At 55.6% G+C, this 18041-nt stretch carries 3 protein-coding genes; 1 reads left to right on the forward strand and 2 read right to left on the reverse strand.

From position 1 onward, the window contains the following. The first annotated feature begins 99 nt into the window (after nucleotides 1-99). Nucleotides 100-2685 (forward strand): M14 family metallopeptidase, encoded by a 2586-nt coding sequence (locus H9Q13_RS11745; RefSeq protein ID WP_191184001.1) that lies wholly within the window; start codon nucleotides 100-102, stop codon nucleotides 2683-2685. Nucleotides 2686-2758: 73 nt separating this feature from the next. On the opposite strand, the gene H9Q13_RS11750 is transcribed toward H9Q13_RS11745, so the two are convergent. After that, on the reverse strand, nucleotides 2759-3712 hold the full coding sequence (locus H9Q13_RS11750) for a PorP/SprF family type IX secretion system membrane protein (protein WP_191184002.1): 954 nt from the start codon (nucleotides 3710-3712) through the stop codon (nucleotides 2759-2761). Between the two features lie 24 nt (nucleotides 3713-3736). Continuing rightward, complete coding sequence (locus H9Q13_RS11755) at nucleotides 3737-17971, reverse strand: T9SS type B sorting domain-containing protein (RefSeq protein WP_191184003.1); 14235 nt, start codon at nucleotides 17969-17971, stop codon at nucleotides 3737-3739. Nucleotides 17972-18041 lie beyond the last annotated feature (70 nt).

Consider the following 18041-nt stretch of genomic DNA (forward strand, 5'->3'; position numbering starts at 1 on the left):
TCCTGAGAATGGTGGGGCTTTTTATTTGGAAAAAGGCGCACAAAACGGCAAATTGCAGTACTAACCTGATAATCTTATCACCCTTAAAACCAATTACTAATGAGAAAGCTTTATGCACTCGCTGCAGCGGCACTGGTCTTTGTCAGCCAGTGGGCCTCGGCGCAGGCAGACCTCTCCTACTACCTCCCCAAGGAAGTTACCTACAACAAAGAGATCCCGACACCAAAAGACATCTTAGGGTATAACGTAGGCGAGTGGCACGTGAGCCACGACCAACTGGCCATGTACGTGCGCCAGATGGCCCAACTCTCCGACCGTATCACGATCGAGGAGTATGCCCGCACGCACGAGAACCGCCCGCTATACCTACTCACGATCACCTCGCCGGAGAACCACAAAAACATCCAGGGGATAAAGGAGCAGCACCGCAAACTGACCAACCCGAAAGCATCTGGTAACCTGGACATCAAAAATATGCCGGGTGTGGTCTGGATGGGTTACAGCGTGCACGGCAACGAACCGAGCGGCAGCAATGCCTCCCTGCTGGCGGTATACCACCTGGCAGCGGCACAAGGGCCGGAGATAGAGAAGCTTTTGCGCGAAACCGTTATCCTGCTGGACCCTTCTATCAACCCGGACGGTCTGAACCGCTTTGCCAGCTGGGTAAACACGCACCGCAGCAAAAACCTGGTAACCGACCCCAACAGCGAGGAGTTTGCAGAGGCCTGGCCGCGTGGCCGCACCAACCACTACTGGTTTGACCTGAACCGCGACTGGCTGCCGTTGCAACACCCGGAGTCCCGGGGACGACTGGCGAAGTTCCATGAGTGGAAACCAAATGTGCTGACCGACCACCACGAGATGGGCACCAACTCTACTTTCTTCTTTCAGCCAGGTATACCGAGCCGCAACCACCCACTCACACCAGCCAAAAACTACGAACTGACCAAGAAAATTGCCGGCTTCCATGCCAAGGCCCTCGACAAGATCGGCTCTTTCTACTATACCGAAGAGAGCTTTGATGACTTCTACTATGGCAAGGGCTCTACTTACCCGGACGTGAATGGCGCCATCGGTATCCTGTTTGAGCAGGCAAGCTCCAGAGGCCATGCGCAGGAGAGCGTGAACGGCGTCCTTTCTTTCCCTTTCACGATCCGCAACCAGTTTACCACTACCCTCTCCACGCTTGAGGCTGTGCAGAACATGCGCGAAGAACTGCTGGCGCATCAACGTGATTTCTACAGCGAAGCGACCAAGGAGGCCGGTAAAGCCTCGGTAAGCGCCTATGTGTTCAGCTCTGAGAAAGACCCGGCACGCGCTTTCCATTTGGCCGAAATCATCCACCAGCACCAGATCGACATTTACCGCCCGAAGGAGAAGTTCACGGTAAATAACGTGACTTATACCCCGGAGAACAGTTACATCGTACCAACCAACCAGCCGCAATACAAGCTGATCGAAGGGATGTTTGAGCGCCGCACATCGTTCCAGGACAGTCTCTTTTATGACGTGTCGGCCTGGACACTGCCGCTTGCCTTTAACCTGGAGCACGCGAACCTGACTTCCCGCCAATTCAAAGACAAGATGCTCGGGCAGAAAATTGATTCGGTGGACTTCCCGAAGGGACAGGTAATCGGCGGTAACAGCGCCTATGCCTACGCTTTTGAGTGGCACGGCTATTATGCACCGCGTGCCCTGAACACACTTTTCGGCCAGGGTTTGCAGGCGAGAGTGGCTACAGATAAGTTTACCAGCGCCGAGGGCAAGCAGTTCGACTATGGCACCATCCTGATTCCGGTAAGTGGCCAACCGCTCAGTCTGGAGCGCATACAGGCACTCATGGCCCAGGTGGCGCAGGACAACGGCCTTACCGTGTACGCCATGAGCACCGGTTTTACGGGCGGTATCAACTTGGGTAGCCCGGGTATTTACAACATCAATCAGCCCAAGGTGGCCATGCTGATAGGCGATGGCGTGAACAGCAACGACGCCGGCGAGGCCTGGCACCTGCTTGACCACCGCTTCAACATCAACACCAGCCTGATCAATGCGGAGTTGGTAAACCGTACCGACCTGAGCCGCTACAATGTAATGGTAATGGCTGACGGCTCTTATGGCAGCATCTCTGATTTTGGCAAAACCAGGCTGCGCAACTGGGTGCAGCAGGGCGGCACGCTCATCGCCATGGGCAACGCTTCCCGCTGGCTGGCTGATAACAAGATCGGAACATTCAGCTTTAAGCAGAGCGAAGAAAACGGCACGTCCCGCCTGCCTTACGCCCAAATGAGCAACACCATGGGTGCACAGGTAATTGGCGGCGCTATTTTCGAAACCGACCTGGACCTGACACACCCGCTCGGCTATGGCTACTACAGCAACAAGCTACCGGTTTTCCGCGACAACCGCCTGTTTATGGAGACCTCTAAAAGCCCCTATGCCAACCCGGTGGTCTATACTGCCAAGCCCTTGCTGAGCGGCTATATCTCGAAGCCAAACCTGAAGCAGCTGAGCAACAGCGCGGCGATCAGTGTGTCGGCCATTGGCGGCGGCAAGGTGATTGCGATGACAGACAACCCGAACTTCCGGGCCTTCTGGTATGGTACCAACAAACTGTTCCTGAACAGTATTTTCTTTGGCCAGATCATCAGCGGTGGCTCTGCCCGCGCTGAGGAGGACGCCCACTAACAGGTATAGCTATCAAACAGAAAAGCCAGCGCATGTGCGCTGGCTTTTCTGTTTATGAACGGTGGACTAGTGCTTACTTGATGCGATAGCCGAGCACGATCTCATGCGATCCTGCACTTTGGTGGCGCAAAGGCGAAACAGTGATATCGTAGGTATAGCTCAGTTGGAACTGCTCTTTGAACTGCACACCTACCAGGCCCACGATGGCGTCCTGGGTACGGTAAGAAACACCTGCCCATACCTGGTCATCATACACCGTCTTCTGGCGGCGCTTGCTCATGTGATAGGCTCCCTTCAGGTTAAAGTCTGCCTGGATCGGGGCACCCTGTACATACTTCAGCAAAGCCGAGGGCATCAACCGGATCTTATCGTGCACATCGAAGTTATACCCCCCCGACACAAACAAATGGCGTGAAAGCCGGCTTGATTCTTCTGCTCCGTCTGCGTCGTGAATTTTGTTGCCGAGCACCTGGAACAGGGATGCTCCAACGTAAAACTCCTCTGAGTGCAGGAACACGCCCACTGTCAGGTCAGGCATAAAGGCGTCGATACGGCCTTGGTTGGTGACGGGGTCGCGCTCATTAGAGCCATCCGCCAGGTATACCTTGTTAGGGTCGAATCGGAACTGCTGGAAACCGGCAAAGAAGCCTGATGACAAAAACAGGCTCCTGTTAAGCGGCACGTGGTAGGCATAAGATGCCAGCGCACCGGTGCGGGTTGTCGGCCCGGTCTGGTCGGTATACACCATGCCGCCTGCCCCATGGAAAGGCTGCGCTCTCCGGCTGCGTTTCAGGTTGCGGTTGAACAAGGCCCCTTCGCCACTCAGGTAAAAGGTTTTGGGAGCCCCATCAAATCCGACCCACTGGTTGCGGTACCCCGCCTTTAAACTGACATCCTTCTCGAACCCGGCTACCGCCGGGTTGAGAATGAAGTAATTGGTCATGTACTGGCTGTAAAGGGCTTTCTGCTGGGCCATGGCTCCCGAAGCCATCAGCAGAAAGAAAAGCACTAATATTCTGTTTTTCATAACGTTCTCTTTAAAAAGCGAAACTTAACGCATGATGGTTACTGACGTCTTGATGGCTGGCTTTGCATCTCCGAACTCGATGATACTGTAATAGGTACCATCTGGCAGACGCTTGCCATTGTGGGTACCGTCCCACGGCTTGGCATAGCCGTTTGATTCGAATACCGGGCTGCCCCAGCGGTTGTACACCGTTACCTTGCAGTTAGGGTACAGCTCTGTGAGGTTGCGGATTTCCCAGCGATCATTCATGCCGTCGCCGTTTGGCGTAAATCCGCTCGGGATGTCGAGCTCGGCCAGGCCGCCTACTGTAAAGCTGACTTCTGCCGTACAGCCATTGGCGTCTTTCACTACCAACCAGTGCTCTCCGCCACGTAGGTTTTTGAACACAGATTCGGATGTGAACTGGCCATAGTTCAGCTGGTAGGTATAAGGGGCCGTGCCACCGCTAATGGATTTCACGGAGGCGCTTCCTGAGTTAGGCTGCCCTACGGCACCTTCTGCGATGCTCATCTCCACCTGTATTGGCGCTGGCTCCTTCACTTCCACTGCCCCTACCGTAATGGAGCAAGTGCTGGAGAAGCGGGTGATCAGTTGGTAAGTACCCTTCGCGAGACCCGTGAAAACAGAGTCCTTCTGGAAGGTCTTGCCATTGTCGATGCTGTACTCCGTGTTGGCGTCTTTGCCGGTTGCCGAGATGGTGATCACACCACTGGTCTCGCCGGGGCAGGCGATGTGCCGTACCGAAGACACTTTGCTGCTGAGCCCTTTCATGGTTAGCGGCACCGAGAAGGTACAGCCTTTCGCGTCTTTCACGGTTAGGGTATAGCTACCAGGCGCTACGTTATCCAGCGTGGCAGATGCAGAGAAGTTAGTACCGTCCAGTGAGTAGGCATAAGGAGCCGTACCGCCGATCACCTGATCCACAACCACCTGTCCACCGTTCGCGCCGCAGCTGGCGGCTGACACACGGAATTTCACATCCGTCAGCACAGGGCTGTTGCCAATCGTCACGCTATTGCTCAGGGTACAGCCACTTGCGTCTTTTACAAACACCTGGTAGTTTCCTTCTGCAAGACCAGTGAAGGTTGCTTGGTCCGTATAGGTTGTGCCGTCGATGCTGTAGGTATAAGGACGCTGACCACCCACGATTTCTGAGATCGAAATGCGGCCATTGCGCTCACCGCAGCTGGCGTCGGTGCCCGTTACCTTGAATGACTCTACGCCTCCGCTATTCACCACACGCTGGTTTTGCGTCAGCGTACATCCCTCAGCGTCTTTCACGGTCACGTCGTAGGTCCCTGCTGCCAGGTTGGCAAAAGTTGCCGATGCCTGGAACGATGTTCCGTTGATGCTGTAGGTATAAGGAGCTTTTCCCCCGGTTACCGAAGTCACCTTAATCGAACCGTTAGACGCGCCGCAGGTTGCCTGGGCAGAAGTGATAACGGCCTCTTTCGGACCTTTCTCTCCTACTGTTACTGTCGTGGAGGTGCTGCAGCCGTTGGCGTCCTTGGCATATACCTGGTACTCGCCTGGTGCCAGACCGGCAAATGCACCGGCAGTCTGGAAGCGTCTATTATCCAGCGAATAGGTATAAGGTGCCGTACCGCCCGTTACAGTTCCTACCGTGATCGTGCCGTCGCTTGCGGAGCACGAAGCAGGTGTGGCAGTGGCCACAAGGGCCGATGGTCCGGCTACGTTTTCTACCACCACTTTCCTGTCGAGCGTACAGCCGTTGGCGTCGCGTACCGTCACGGTGTGCTCGCCAGCCGCAACCGAAGCAAAGGCAGGGCTGCTCTGGAAGTCGCCTCCGTTCAGGGCATAGGTATAAGGGGCCATGCCACCGGATACGCCGCTTACCGTAACGCTGCCGTTGGCCTCGCCGCAGCTGGCAGCTGTTGCCGCCAGCTCATACCCGGCAGGGCCGGCTATGCTCTCGATCACAACAGTTTTGCTGAAGGTACAGCCGTTGGCGTCTTTCACGGTGATGGTGTTGTTGCCGGCAGCCAGGCCCGTCAGGTTAGCGGAGCTCTGGAAGTCGCTGCCATTCTTGCTGTAGGTATACGGCGCCTTTCCACCCGTCACGCCACTCACCACCACGCTGCCATTGCTGGCACCGCAGGTCGCAGCTTTCGGTTCCATAGCGAAGCCTTCCGGTCCGTTTGCGTTGGTTACTGAAATCGTTTTAACAAAGACGCAGCCATTGGCATCCTTCACCGTTACCTGGTACTCGGCAGCAGCAAGCGATGCAAAAAAAGCAGCGGACTGGAAGTTAGAACCGTTGATGGAGTAGGTATAAGGAGCGGTTCCGCCCGTTACGCTACTCACACTGATCTGGCCGTTGGCGTTTCCGCAAGTCGTCGGTTGAGCAATAGCGATCAGGTCGGATGGACCGGCTACGTCAGTTACCTCGATTGACTCGGTGTGTGTACAGCCATTGGCGTCTTTCACGGTTAGAGTATAGGTTCCGGCAGTCAGGCCAGCAAAGCTAGCCCCACTCTGGAAGTTTCCTCCGTTGATGCGGTAGGTATAAGGAGCAGCACCACCTTGCACCGAAGTGATTCGGATACTACCGTTGTCGCTGCCGCAGGTTGAGCTGGTGGTTGCCGCCACAAAACTTCCCGGACCGTCCTTGTCAACTTTCACTGTAGTGCTCACTTCACAACCGTTGGCGTCGCGCACTGTCAGGGTATAGTTTCCGGAGGCGAGGCCAGTGAAGGCTGTTGCACTCTGGAAGTTGCCTCCGTTCAGACTGTAGGTATAAGGAGCCGTACCGCCTGTTACGCTGCCCGCTATGATGCGGCCGTCGTTGTCGGCGCAGGTAGCAGGCTGGGCGCTAGCTGTCACAACCGTAGGACCAGCGATATCGGCCAATGTGATCACTTTCTCAAAGGTACAGCCGTTGGCGTCTTTCACCGTGATGGTATGGTTTCCGGCTGACAGACCTGAGAAGGTAGCCGCCGCCTGGAAATTAGCCCCGTCTAGTGAGTAAGCATAAGGAGCGGTTCCACCTGAAACAGTTGAGACAGTCAGTTCGCCATTGGCTGCGCCGCAGGTAGAGGCTTTGGTAGAAGCGGTCAGGTCTGTTGGCCCGGCAATGTTCTCCACCACGATCTCCTTGCTGAAGGTACAGCCGTTGGCGTCGCGCACCGTCAGGGTATAGGTTCCGGCCAGTAGCGCTTCGAAGCGGGTCCCTGCCTGGAAGCTGCTTCCGTCCAGCGAGTAGGTATAGCCGGCTGTTCCGCCCGTCACGCCGGTTACCGTGATCGTGCCGTTGGCGCTGCCACAGGTAGAAGACGTGCTGGCCAAGGTCATCTCGCTTGGTCCGGCCACATGTTCGATGGTTATTTCCTTCGAGATCACGCAGCCGTTGGCGTCTTTTACTGTGATGGTATGCGTTCCGGCCAACAGACCTGTCAGCGTTGCCGAAGACTGGAAGTTCACGCCGTCCTTGCTGTAGGTATATGGAGCCGTTCCTTCTGTTACTTCGCTCACCGTGATGCTGCCGTTGGCACGACCGCAACTTGCGCTCTGCGTTGTAGCCATGAAGGCCGATGGACCCGGGATGTTCTCAAGTGTAACAGCCTGTATATAGAGACAGCCGTTGGCGTCCTTCACCGTTACCTGGTAGTTACCGGCGGCCAACGATGCGAACGTTGTCGCATTTTGGAAGTTGGTTCCGTCCAGGCTGTAGGTATAAGGAGCGGTGCCACCCATCACTTCACTGATGTTGAAAGAAGCATTTGGATCGCCACAGGTGCTTGACTGAACACGCACTGCCAGCTCTGAAGGACCAGCAATGTCGCTTACCTGAATCTGACGTGTCACTATACAGCCTTTCGCGTCCTTCACCGTGATGGTGTGCGTGCCGGCCACAAAGCCCGTCAATCTTGCATCGGTCTGGAAGGTAGTGCCGTCCTTGCTGTAGGTATAAGGAGCAAAACCGCCTGTTACCTCTCCCACCGTGATCGTGCCATTGTTGCCGCCGCAGGTAGAAGCTGTGGAAGTACTGGCGAAGGTAGTTGGGATATTCTTGCTGATGGTTACGGTCGTAGTGGCTTCACAACTGTTGGCGTCGCGCACCGTCAGGGTATAGCTTCCGGAGGCGAGACCTGTGAAGGCCGTGCCGCTCTGGAAGACCGTGCCGTTGATGGAGTAGGTATAAGGTGAAGTGCCGCCCGTTACCGCACCAGCCGTGATCGAGCCGTCGTTATCGGCGCAGCTGGCCGCAGCCGATGTGGCTGCCACTGCAGTTGGGCCGGCTATGTTGGTCACCGTGAACGACCTAGAAACCGTGCAGCCGTTAGCGTCTTTCACCGTGATGGTATAAGTTCCGGCTGACATACCTGAGAAAGTAGCAGTGGTTTGGAAATTCACCCCGTCCCTGCTGTAGGTATAAGGGGCCGTTCCGCCAGTCGTGCCTGTTACCATGATCTCGCCGTTGGCCGCGCCGCAAGTCGAGGCTTCAGTAGAAGCGGTCAGGTCCGTTGGCCCGGCGATGTTCTCCACCACGATCTCCTTGCTGAAGGTACAGCCGTTGGCGTCGCGCACCGTCAGGGTATAGGTTCCGGCCAGTAGCGCTTCGAAGCGGGTGCCGGCCTGGAAGCTGTTTCCATCCAGCGAGTAGGTATAGCCGGCCGTTCCGCCCGTCACGCCGGTTACCGTGATTGTGCCGTTGGCGCTGCCACAGGTAGAAGACGTGCTGGCCAGTGTCATCTCGCTTGGTCCGGCCACATCTTCCACTTCGATTATCTTAGCGAAAGTACAGCCGTTGGCATCGCGAACGGTGATGTTGTATTTGCCTGCCGCCAGGGAACCGAAGTTGGCTGAGGCCTGGAAATTCACATCGTCTTTGCTGTAAGTATAAGGAGCCGTGCCACCGTCTATATCCGTGATCGCGAGGCTGGCATTGCTGTTGCCACAAGTTGAAGAAGCTGCCGTCAACACAAAGTCGCTTGGACCTGCGATGTCTTTCACTTCCACACTTTCACTGCCCAAACAACCATTGCCATCCTTCACGGTAACAGCATAAGAACCAGCCGTTATGTTTTCGAATACATTGGAAGACTGGTAGGTAAGCCCGTCGATGCTGTAGGTATAAGGTACTACCCCTCCACTCACATTGTTAATGGCAATGCGGCCATTGCTGGCACTACAAGTTGTAGCCTGTGTACTGACTGTAAACTCCGGTCCGGCTACGTTGCTTACCGCTACTGACTTGGCGAAAGTACAGCCATTGGCGTCTTTCACGGTGATGGTATGGGAACCAGCCGTAAAGCCCATCAGCGTAGCAGATGCCTGGAAGTTGACGCCGTCCTTACTGTAGGTATAAGGAGCCGTACCGCCTGTCACCGTTCCGACCGTGATGCTGCCGTTGCTGTTGCCGCAAGTAGAGGCGACGGTTGAGCTGGCAAAATTGGTTGGCACATTCGTGTTCACCTTCACTGCGGTCGTCACGGTACAGCCGTTGGCGTCTTTGGCCGTTACCGTATAGTTCCCTGCTGCCAGCCCGGTAAAGACTTTAGATGCCTGGAAATTATTGCCGTCTATCGAGTAAGTATAAGCAGGTGTACCGCCTGTTGCGTTTCCGACCGTAATCGAACCGTCGTTGTCGGCGCAAGTGGCTGGCTGGGAAGTAGCTGTTACAGCCGTTGGCCCACCGGTGTTAGTTACCGTATAGCTTTGTGTAAAGGTACAGCCGTTGGCGTCCTTCACCGTGATGCTATAGTTACCGGCAGCCAAACCTGCAAAAGCAGTCGCCTCCTGGAAATTCACCCCGTCTTTGCTGTAGGTATACGGCGCCGTGCCTCCCGATACAGTTGTAATTGTCAGTGTGCCATTGCTACTGCCGCAAGTTGAAGGCGTTGTGGTGGCTATTAATCCGTCTGGTCCGGCGATGTTTTCCACTGCAACTTCTTTCTGATAGGCACAGCCGTTGGCATCTTTCACCGTGATGGTATAGGTACCGGCCAGTAAGCCTGAGAAAGAAGCAGCTTGCTGGTATGTGCCGTTATTCAGGGCATAGGTATAAGGAGCCGTTCCGCCTGTTACCGCATTTACCGTCACCGTACCATTGCGATTGCCACAGGTAGAAGCAACACTGGCAAGGGTCAGGTCAGTTGGGCCTGCTATGTTGGTTACTTCAATTGTCTGTGTGGCAACGCAACCATTGGCGTCTTTCACGGCGATCTCGTAGCTGCCTGCTGCCAACGCCGTGAATGACTTGGCACTTTGGAAAGCGCCGTTGTCGATGCGGTAAGTATAAGGAGCCGTGCCGCCTGTCACGTCGCCGATGGTGATGCCGCCGTTGCTGTTGCTGCACGTGCTCGACTGCGCCTGCATGGCAAAGCGAGGACCGGCCACATTGGTTACAGCAAATGTTTTGGCAAACGTACACCCATTTCCATCTTTCACGGTGATGGTGTGCGTGCCTTCGGTAAGATCTGTGAATGTAGCTGAGGCCTGGAAATTCACGCCATCTATACTATAAGTATAAGTCGCTGTTCCACCAGTTACTCCGGTTACCGTTAAGGACCCGTTCGGATTGCCGCAGGTAGAAGAAGAAGCTGTTGCGGTTAGATCAGAAGGTCCGGCCACATCGCTTACTGTGATCTGACGAGCAACTGTACAGCCCTTGGCGTCCTTCACCGTGATGGTGTGCGACCCAGCCACAAAGCCCGTCAGCGTGGATGAAGTCTGGAAGTTGGTGCCGTCCTTGCTGTAGGTATAAGGAGCAAAACCGCCCGTCACCGTGCCGACCGTGATAGTGCCATTATTGCTACCGCAGGTAGAGGACTTGGAGGTGCTGGCGAAGGTGGTCGGGATGTTCTTGGTGACAGTGACCGTCCGGGTCACCGCGCAGCCGTTGGCGTCGCGCACCGTCAGGGTGTAACTGCCGGAGGCCAGGCCGGTGAAGGCCGTGCCGCTCTGGAAGACCGTGCCGTTGATGGAGTAGGTATAGGGCGAAGTGCCGCCCGTTACCGCGCCGGCCGTGATCGAACCGTCGTTGTCGGTGCAGCTGGCCGCAGCCGAAGTAGCAGCTACAGCTGTCGGGCCGGCAATGTTGGTCACTGTAAACGACTTGGCCACGGTACAGCCGTTGGCGTCCTTCACCGTGATATTGTGGGTACCGGCCATCAGCCCTGTGAAGGCAGTTGAACTCTGGAAGTTCACCCCGTCCCTGCTGTAGGTATAAGGGGCCGTTCCGCCTGTCGTGCCTGTTACCGTGATCTCGCCGTTGGCCGCGCCGCAGGTCGAGGCTTTGGTGGAAGCAGCCAGGTCCGTTGGCCCGGCGATGTTGGCTACCGCTGCCTGCTTGGAGAAAACGCAGCCGTTGGCATCCTTCACCGTGATCGTGTAAGCTCCCTCGGACAGAGAGCCGAAAGTGGTCGAGGTTTGGAAAGTGAGGCCGTCCTTGCTGTAGGTATAGGGAGCCGTGCCGCCCATCACCGTGCCCACTGTGATCGTGCCGTTCGCATTCCCACAAGTTGCAGAAGCATTGGCAAGGGTTAGGTCTGACGGACCCGCAATATTCAGAACTTCCACTTCTTTAGTGGCCGTACAGCCATTGGCGTCCTTTACTGCGATGGTATGGGTGCCTGCTGCCAGCCCTGTGAAGTTTGCTTCGCTTTGGAAATCCCCACCGTTGATGCTGTAGACATAAGGAGTAGTGCCTCCGTTTACCTCGCTTACACTAATGCGTCCGTTGCTGGCCCCGCAGGTCGAGGCTTGCGCTGTGGCTGCAAAAGTCGGCCCTGCAATGTTATTTACTGCCACATCCTTGGCAAACGTACAGCCATTGGCATCTTTCACTGTTACCGCGTAGGTTCTGGCTGTAAGACCGCTGAAGGTAGAAGAGGATTGGAAGTTGAAGCCATCTATACTATAGGTATAGCCGGAAGTTCCTCCGGTTACACTGCTCACCGTGAACTCACCGTTGCTGGCACCGCAAGTCGAGGACTTGACAGTGGCAACTAAGTCAGAAGGTCCGGCCACATCGCTTACAGTCACCTGGCGGGCAACTGTACAGCCTTTCGCGTCCTTCACGGTGATCGTGTGCGACCCAGCCGTAAAGCCCGTCAGCGTTGACGAGGCCTGGAAGTTGGTGCCGTCCTTGCTGTAGGTGTAAGGAGCAAAACCGCCCGTCACCGTGCCGACCGTGATCGTGCCGTTGCTGTTGCCGCAGGTGGAGGACTTGGCAGTGCTGGCGAAGGTGGTCGGGATGTTCTTGGTGACAGTTACCGTCCGGGTCACCGCGCAGCCGTTGGCGTCGCGCACCGTCAGGGTGTAGCTGCCGGAGGCGAGGCTCGAAAAGGCCGTGCCGCTCTGGAAGGTGGTACCGTTGATGGAGTAGGTATAGGGAGCCGTGCCGCCCGTCACTGCGCCCGCCGTAATCGAGCCGTCGTTGTCGGCACAACTGGCTGGTTGTGAAGTGGCAGCAACCGCCGTTGGGCCGGCGATGTTGCTTATCACCACTTGTTGCGTGAAGGTACAGCCGTTGGCGTCTTTCACCGTGATGGTATGCGTGCCTGCTGCCAGCCCTGAGAAAGTAACAGCGGCCTGGAAGTTCACCCCATCCCTGCTGTAGGTATAAGGAGAAGTGCCGCCCGTTGTGCCCGTTACCGTGATCTCGCCGTTGGCCGTGCCGCAGGTCGAGGCTTTGGTAGAAGCCGCCAGATCCGTTGGCCCGGCGATGTTGGCCACGTCTGCCTGCTTGGAGAAAACGCAGCCGTTGGCGTCCTTCACCGTGATCGTGTAAGCACCCTCGGCCAGAGCGCCAAAAGTGGTTGAGGTCTGGAAGTTGATGCCGTCCTTGCTGTAGGTATAAGGGGCTGTGCCGCCTGTTACGGCGCCCACTACCAGAGAGCCGTTGTTGGCTCCGCAGGTTGCAGCATTGGTCGTCAGGGCAAATCCGTTTGGTCCGGCTACGTCTCCTACTACTACCTCTTTCGCGAAAATACAGCCATTGGCATCTCTTACGGTAATCGTGTAGGTACCCGCAAGCAGCGATCCGAACGTATCAGCGGTTTGGAAATTAGTACCGTCTTTGCTGTAGGTATAGCCCGAAGTTCCGCCGGACACCGCCGTTACCCGAATGCTGCCATTGTTGCGACCGCAGGAGGTTGTGGTTACACTCGCCGTAAAACCGGATGGACCGGCTACATCAGGAATCACCACCGCTTGTGTATGCGTACAGCCGTTGGCGTCGCGCACTGTTACGTTGTATGTTCTGGCGATCAGTGCCGTGAAGGTGGCCGAAGTCTGGAAATTGGTGTTGTCTATGCTATAGGTATAGCCGGAAGTTCCTCCGGTCACACTGCTCACCGTGAACTCACCGTTGCTGGCACCGCAGGTGGATGCCTTAACAGTAGTAGTGAAAGCAGACGGACCGGCAATATTGGTGACGGTGATAGATTTTGAGAAGGTACAGTTATTGGCATCCTTCACCGTGATGGTATAGTTACCAGCCAGCAGGTTGCTAAAGGTTGTCCCGCTTTGGAATGCAGCGCCGTCAATAGAATAGGTATATGGTGAGACACCTCCCGTTGTGCTATTGACACGCACCACACCATTGCTGGCACCACAGGTGCTGGCCGTGCTGGTCAGGTTGAGGTTAGTAGGACCGGCAATATTGGTCACCGCTACAGAAGCCGTTTTTATACAGCCGTTGGCATCGCGCACCGTGATGGTGTAAGTTCCGGCCGCCAGGTTGTCGAACAGGGCTGCATCCTGGAAAGTCGAACCGTCCTTGCTGTATTGGAACGGTGCCGTTCCGCCGCTCACCGTCACATTGATTCGACCGTTGCTGTTACCGCAGGTAGATGAGGTGGCAGCTGCTGTAAACTCAGGACCGGCAATGTTTGCCACCACAACCGTTTCGGTGTACACGCAGCCGTTGGCATCCTTCACAGTTACCTGATAATTGCCTGCCACCAGCGAGGAGAACACGCTTGAACTCTGGAATGCTCCCCCGTTGATGGAATAGGTATAGTTCTGGGTACCGCCTGTTACGGCACTCACCGTGAAGCTGCCATTCGGGTTGCCACAGGTAGAGGACTGTACTGTGGCTTGTAGATCGGTTGGGCCCGGAATATTGGTGATTGTTACAGTTTTAGCAACTGTACAGCCACGGGCATCTTTAATCGTGATCGTGTGCGTGCCTTCAGCCAGCCCAGTCAGCGTAGCCGATGTCTGGAAGGTTGTACCGTTTTTGCTGTAAGTATAAGGCGAAGTACCCCCGATGATATTACTCACCACTACCCTGCCATTGCTGTTACCACAAGTGGCAGCAGTTGGAGTAACTGTGAAATCTGTCGGCATTACTTTGGCAACCGAAACCGAAGTGCTTGTGATACAACCGTTGGCGTCGCGGGCCGTCAGGGTGTAGTTGCCGGAGGCCAGCCCCGTGAAGACCGTGCCGCTCTGGAAGACCGTGCCGTTGATGGAGTAGGTATAGGGCGAAGTGCCGCCCGTCACCGCGCCGGCCGTGATCGAGCCATCGTTGTCGGCGCAGCTGGCCGCAGCCGACGTGGCCGCTACTGCCGTCGGGCCAGCAACGTTTGTTACTGTAAACGACTTGGCCACAATACAACCATTGGCGTCCTTTACCGTGATTGTGTGGGTGCCTGCTGCCAGCCCTGTGAAGGCAGTGGAACTCTGGAAGTTCACCCCGTCCCTGCTATAGGTATAAGGAGAAGTACCGCCCGTCGTGCCCGTTACCGTGATCTCGCCGTTGGCCGCGCCACAAGTAGTGGATTTGGTAGAAGCCGCAAAATCGGTTGGACCGGAGATGTTGGATACCGTTACCTGCTTTGAGAAAACGCAGCCGTTAGCATCCATCACCGTGATCGTATAAGCGCCCTCTGCCAGAGAACCGAAAGTGGTCGAGGCTTGGAAGTTCACCCCGTCTTTGCTGTATGTATAGGGAGCTGTGCCGCCTGTTACCTTACTCACCATAACAGCACCATTAGCACGTCCGCAGGTTGCAGCAGTACTGGTCAGTGTCAGGTTAGATGGGCCTGCTATGTTAGTTACTTCAATTGTCTGTATGGCAACACAACTATTGGCGTCTTTCACTGCGATCTCGTAATTGCCTGCCGCTAACGACGTGAATGCCTTGGCACTTTGGAAGGCGCCGTTGCCGATACGGTAGGTATAAGGAGCCGTGCCGCTCGTCACGTCGCCGATGGTGATGCTGCCGTTGCTGTTGCCGCACGTGCTTGACTGCGCGGTGGCTACAAAAGTCGGCCCTGCTATATTATTCACTGCTACATCCCTTGCAAACGTACAGCCATTGGCATCTTTCACCATTACCGTATAGGTTCTGGCTGCAAGACCGCTGAATGTAGTTGAGGTCTGGAAATTCACGCCATCTATACTATAGGTATAAGTCGCTGTTCCGCCAGTTACTCCGGTTACCGTTAAGGCCCCGTTCGGGTTCCCGCAGGTAGAGGAAGAAGCGGTTGCGGTTAGATCAGAAGGTCCGGCCACATCAGTTACTGTGATTTGACGAGCAATTGTACAGCCTTTCGCGTCCTTCACCGTGATCGTGTGCGAACCAGCCACAAAGCCCGTCAGCGTTGCAGAAGTCTGGAAGTTGGTGCCGTCCTTGCTGTAGGTATAAGGGCCGAAACCTCCCGTCACGCCGGTTACTGTGATGGTGCCGTTATTGCTACCGCAGGTAGAGGACTTGGAAGTGCTGGCGAAGGTGGTCGGGATGTTCTTGGTGACATTGACCACTCTGGTCACCGCGCAGCCGTTGGCGTCGCGGGCTGTCAGGGTGTAGCTGCCGGAGGCAAGGCCCGAAAAGACCGTGCCGCTCTGGAAGGTAGTGCCGTTGATAGAGTAGGTATAGGGAGCCGTACCGCCCGTCACCGCACCGGCCGTGATCGAGCCGTCGTTATCGGCGCAGCTGGCCGCAGCCGAGGTGGCAGCAACCGCCGTCGGGCCGGCGATGTTGGTCACTGTGAACGACTTGGCCACGGTACAGCCGTTGGCGTCTTTCACCGTGATGGTATGCGTGCCTGCTGCCAGCCCTGTGAAGGCAGTGGAACTCTGGAAGTTCACCCCGTCCCTGCTGTAGGTATAAGGAGCCGTGCCGCCTGTCGTGCCTGTTACCGTGATCTCGCCGTTGGCCGCGCCACAGGTCGAGGCTTTGGTGGAAGCCGCAAAATCGGTTGGACCGGCGATGTTGGTTACCGTTACAGGTTTACTCAAGGTACAGCCTTTGGCGTCGCGCACCCAAACTGTGTGCGCCCCGGCTGCGAAACCAGTGAGCGTCGCAGAAGCCTGATAATTCGTACCGTCTTTGCTATACTCATAACCAGCCACACCACCTGTAACACCTGAAATCGTTACCGTACCGTTCGGGTTGCCGCAAGTAGAGGAAGCAGACGTGACTGTAAAATTAGTAAGTGTAGCCTGCGCCACGGAAACGGAAGCAGTCACCATACAACCGTTGGCGTCTTTCGCCCTTAAGGTGTAGTTTCCGGAGGCCAGACCCGTGAAGGCCGTGCTGCTTTGGAAGGTGGTGCCGTTGATGGAGTAGGTATAGGGAGCCGTACCGCCTGTTACCGCACCAGCCGTGATCGAGCCGTCGTTGTTGTGGCAGCTTGCCGGTTGAGATGTGGCAGATACGGCTGTTGGTCCTGGCACATTAGTTAGTGTGAACGATTTGGCCATGGTACAGCCGTTGGCGTCCTTCACCGTGATGTTGTGGGTTCCGGCCATCAGCCCTGCGAAAGTCGTGGAACTCTGAAAGTTCGTCCCGTCCTTGCTGTAGGTATAGGGCGAAGTGCCACCTGACACGTTATTGATGACAATCTGCCCGTTCGCATTGCCGCAAGTTGTGTTGCTAGGTGTGGCGGTAAAGTCAGACGGGCCTGTTACCTGCGTGATAGAGAAGCTCTTCATAACAGAACAGCCCTTGCTATCAGTAACAGTGACGGTATAAGTACCGGCTGTCTTATTGTTGATAGAGGCAGTGGTCTCACCACTGCTCCAGCGGTACGTAACAGCCCCCTGTGCGCCCGTCACACTGGCGGAGACACTACCCAAAGTGCCGTTACAGATTACTGGCGTGCCCGTCAGGTTCACCTCCATCTGATAAAAGGAGATCAGCACTTCATCGCTCACGGGTGAGCAATCTCCGTTTCCGGTCGATTCTAAAGTCAGCCGCACTGAACCTGCGCTAAGCTCGGCTGCCGTTGGGGTATAGGTAGCGTTTAGGTCAGTTCTGCTCGAGAAAGTACCGGCTCCACCTATCCACCTGCCACCGGTAGCAGCTGTCACTGTACCTGCCAGTTGCACCGTGCTGCCTGCGCAAACCAATTGGTCAGGGCCGGCATTGGCCGAGAGGTTTGATACAACGTTTGTCGTGGCTGAGAACTCCTGGCAGTTCGTAGAATTTTTCGGAACTGCCACGAACTTGTGTCTTCCAACTGTCGAGGCATTGTAGGTCAGGTTTCGACCAACAAGGGTATTACTCGGATCATACCAAAAATAGTCAAACTCGCCATCGCCGCCTGTCACGCTTCCTGTGAGTGTGGCACTACTCCCACCCGGGCATATAATGGCCGGATCTGGTCCAATAGACACGACAGGTTTCGGCAGGAAATATACCCTTACTTCATCATAGTGCGATGAGTTTGTTGCACACTCACTAGGGCGTACCGCACCATTAACACGATAGTCTACAAATGGAGGCGCTGTCTCATCTGGTGTTACAGTAGGGGTGGCGGATGTTACATCGCTGAGAAATTTCTCATAGCCTCTGCCTGATATATCCTCCCATCTTATGGAGCCTTCCAGAAAAGTAGCCGGCGCACTTAGCTGTTTGGAGCATCCACCTATCACCGAAACATCATCCATCGGTTCGAATGCCGCCAAGGAAGTAATAGCATAAACATTCGCATTGTTACCGGGCTTACAAATTGTTAAGGTGATGGTGTTGGATCCTGTCCGGGGAATACACATCAGCTGACCGACAGGGTAAGTTTGTGTACCGCAGTCAACCGTATAGAACATAGCACCGCCAGGCTCTGCTCCGGATGGAAGGCTCAGCTCCAATTGGGAAGCGTCTTTATCCAGCGTAACTATGATCTGTACACAGTTACTGCCACCACAGGCACTGCCACTCCTCCTAACGGACTGTGATTTCATGTAGCCATTGGGCTGCCCTGTCAAATCCATTCTGATAGTCTGCACTTGGGCAAACACGTTTAAGGATGTCGCTAGCTGCAACATCCCTAAGAGTAAAATCACAAGAAGGAGGTTTTTTCTTCGGGTAGAGCTTATTTCCATACAGTAGGGGTTAGAGTGTGTGCCATTGGAT

The sequence above is a fragment of the Pontibacter aquaedesilientis genome (assembly GCF_014773225.1).
GTDB classification, from domain to species: Bacteria; Bacteroidota; Bacteroidia; order Cytophagales; family Hymenobacteraceae; genus Pontibacter; species Pontibacter aquaedesilientis.

Bases quoted from the DNA above. Each gene is read 5' to 3' on its own strand.
- H9Q13_RS11750 (WP_191184002.1), bottom strand. From the start codon at position 3,712: ATGAAAAACAGAATATTAGTGCTTTTCTTTCTGCTGATGGCTTCGGGA.
- H9Q13_RS11745 (WP_191184001.1), top strand. From the start codon at position 100: ATGAGAAAGCTTTATGCACTCGCTGCAGCGGCACTGGTCTTTGTCAGC.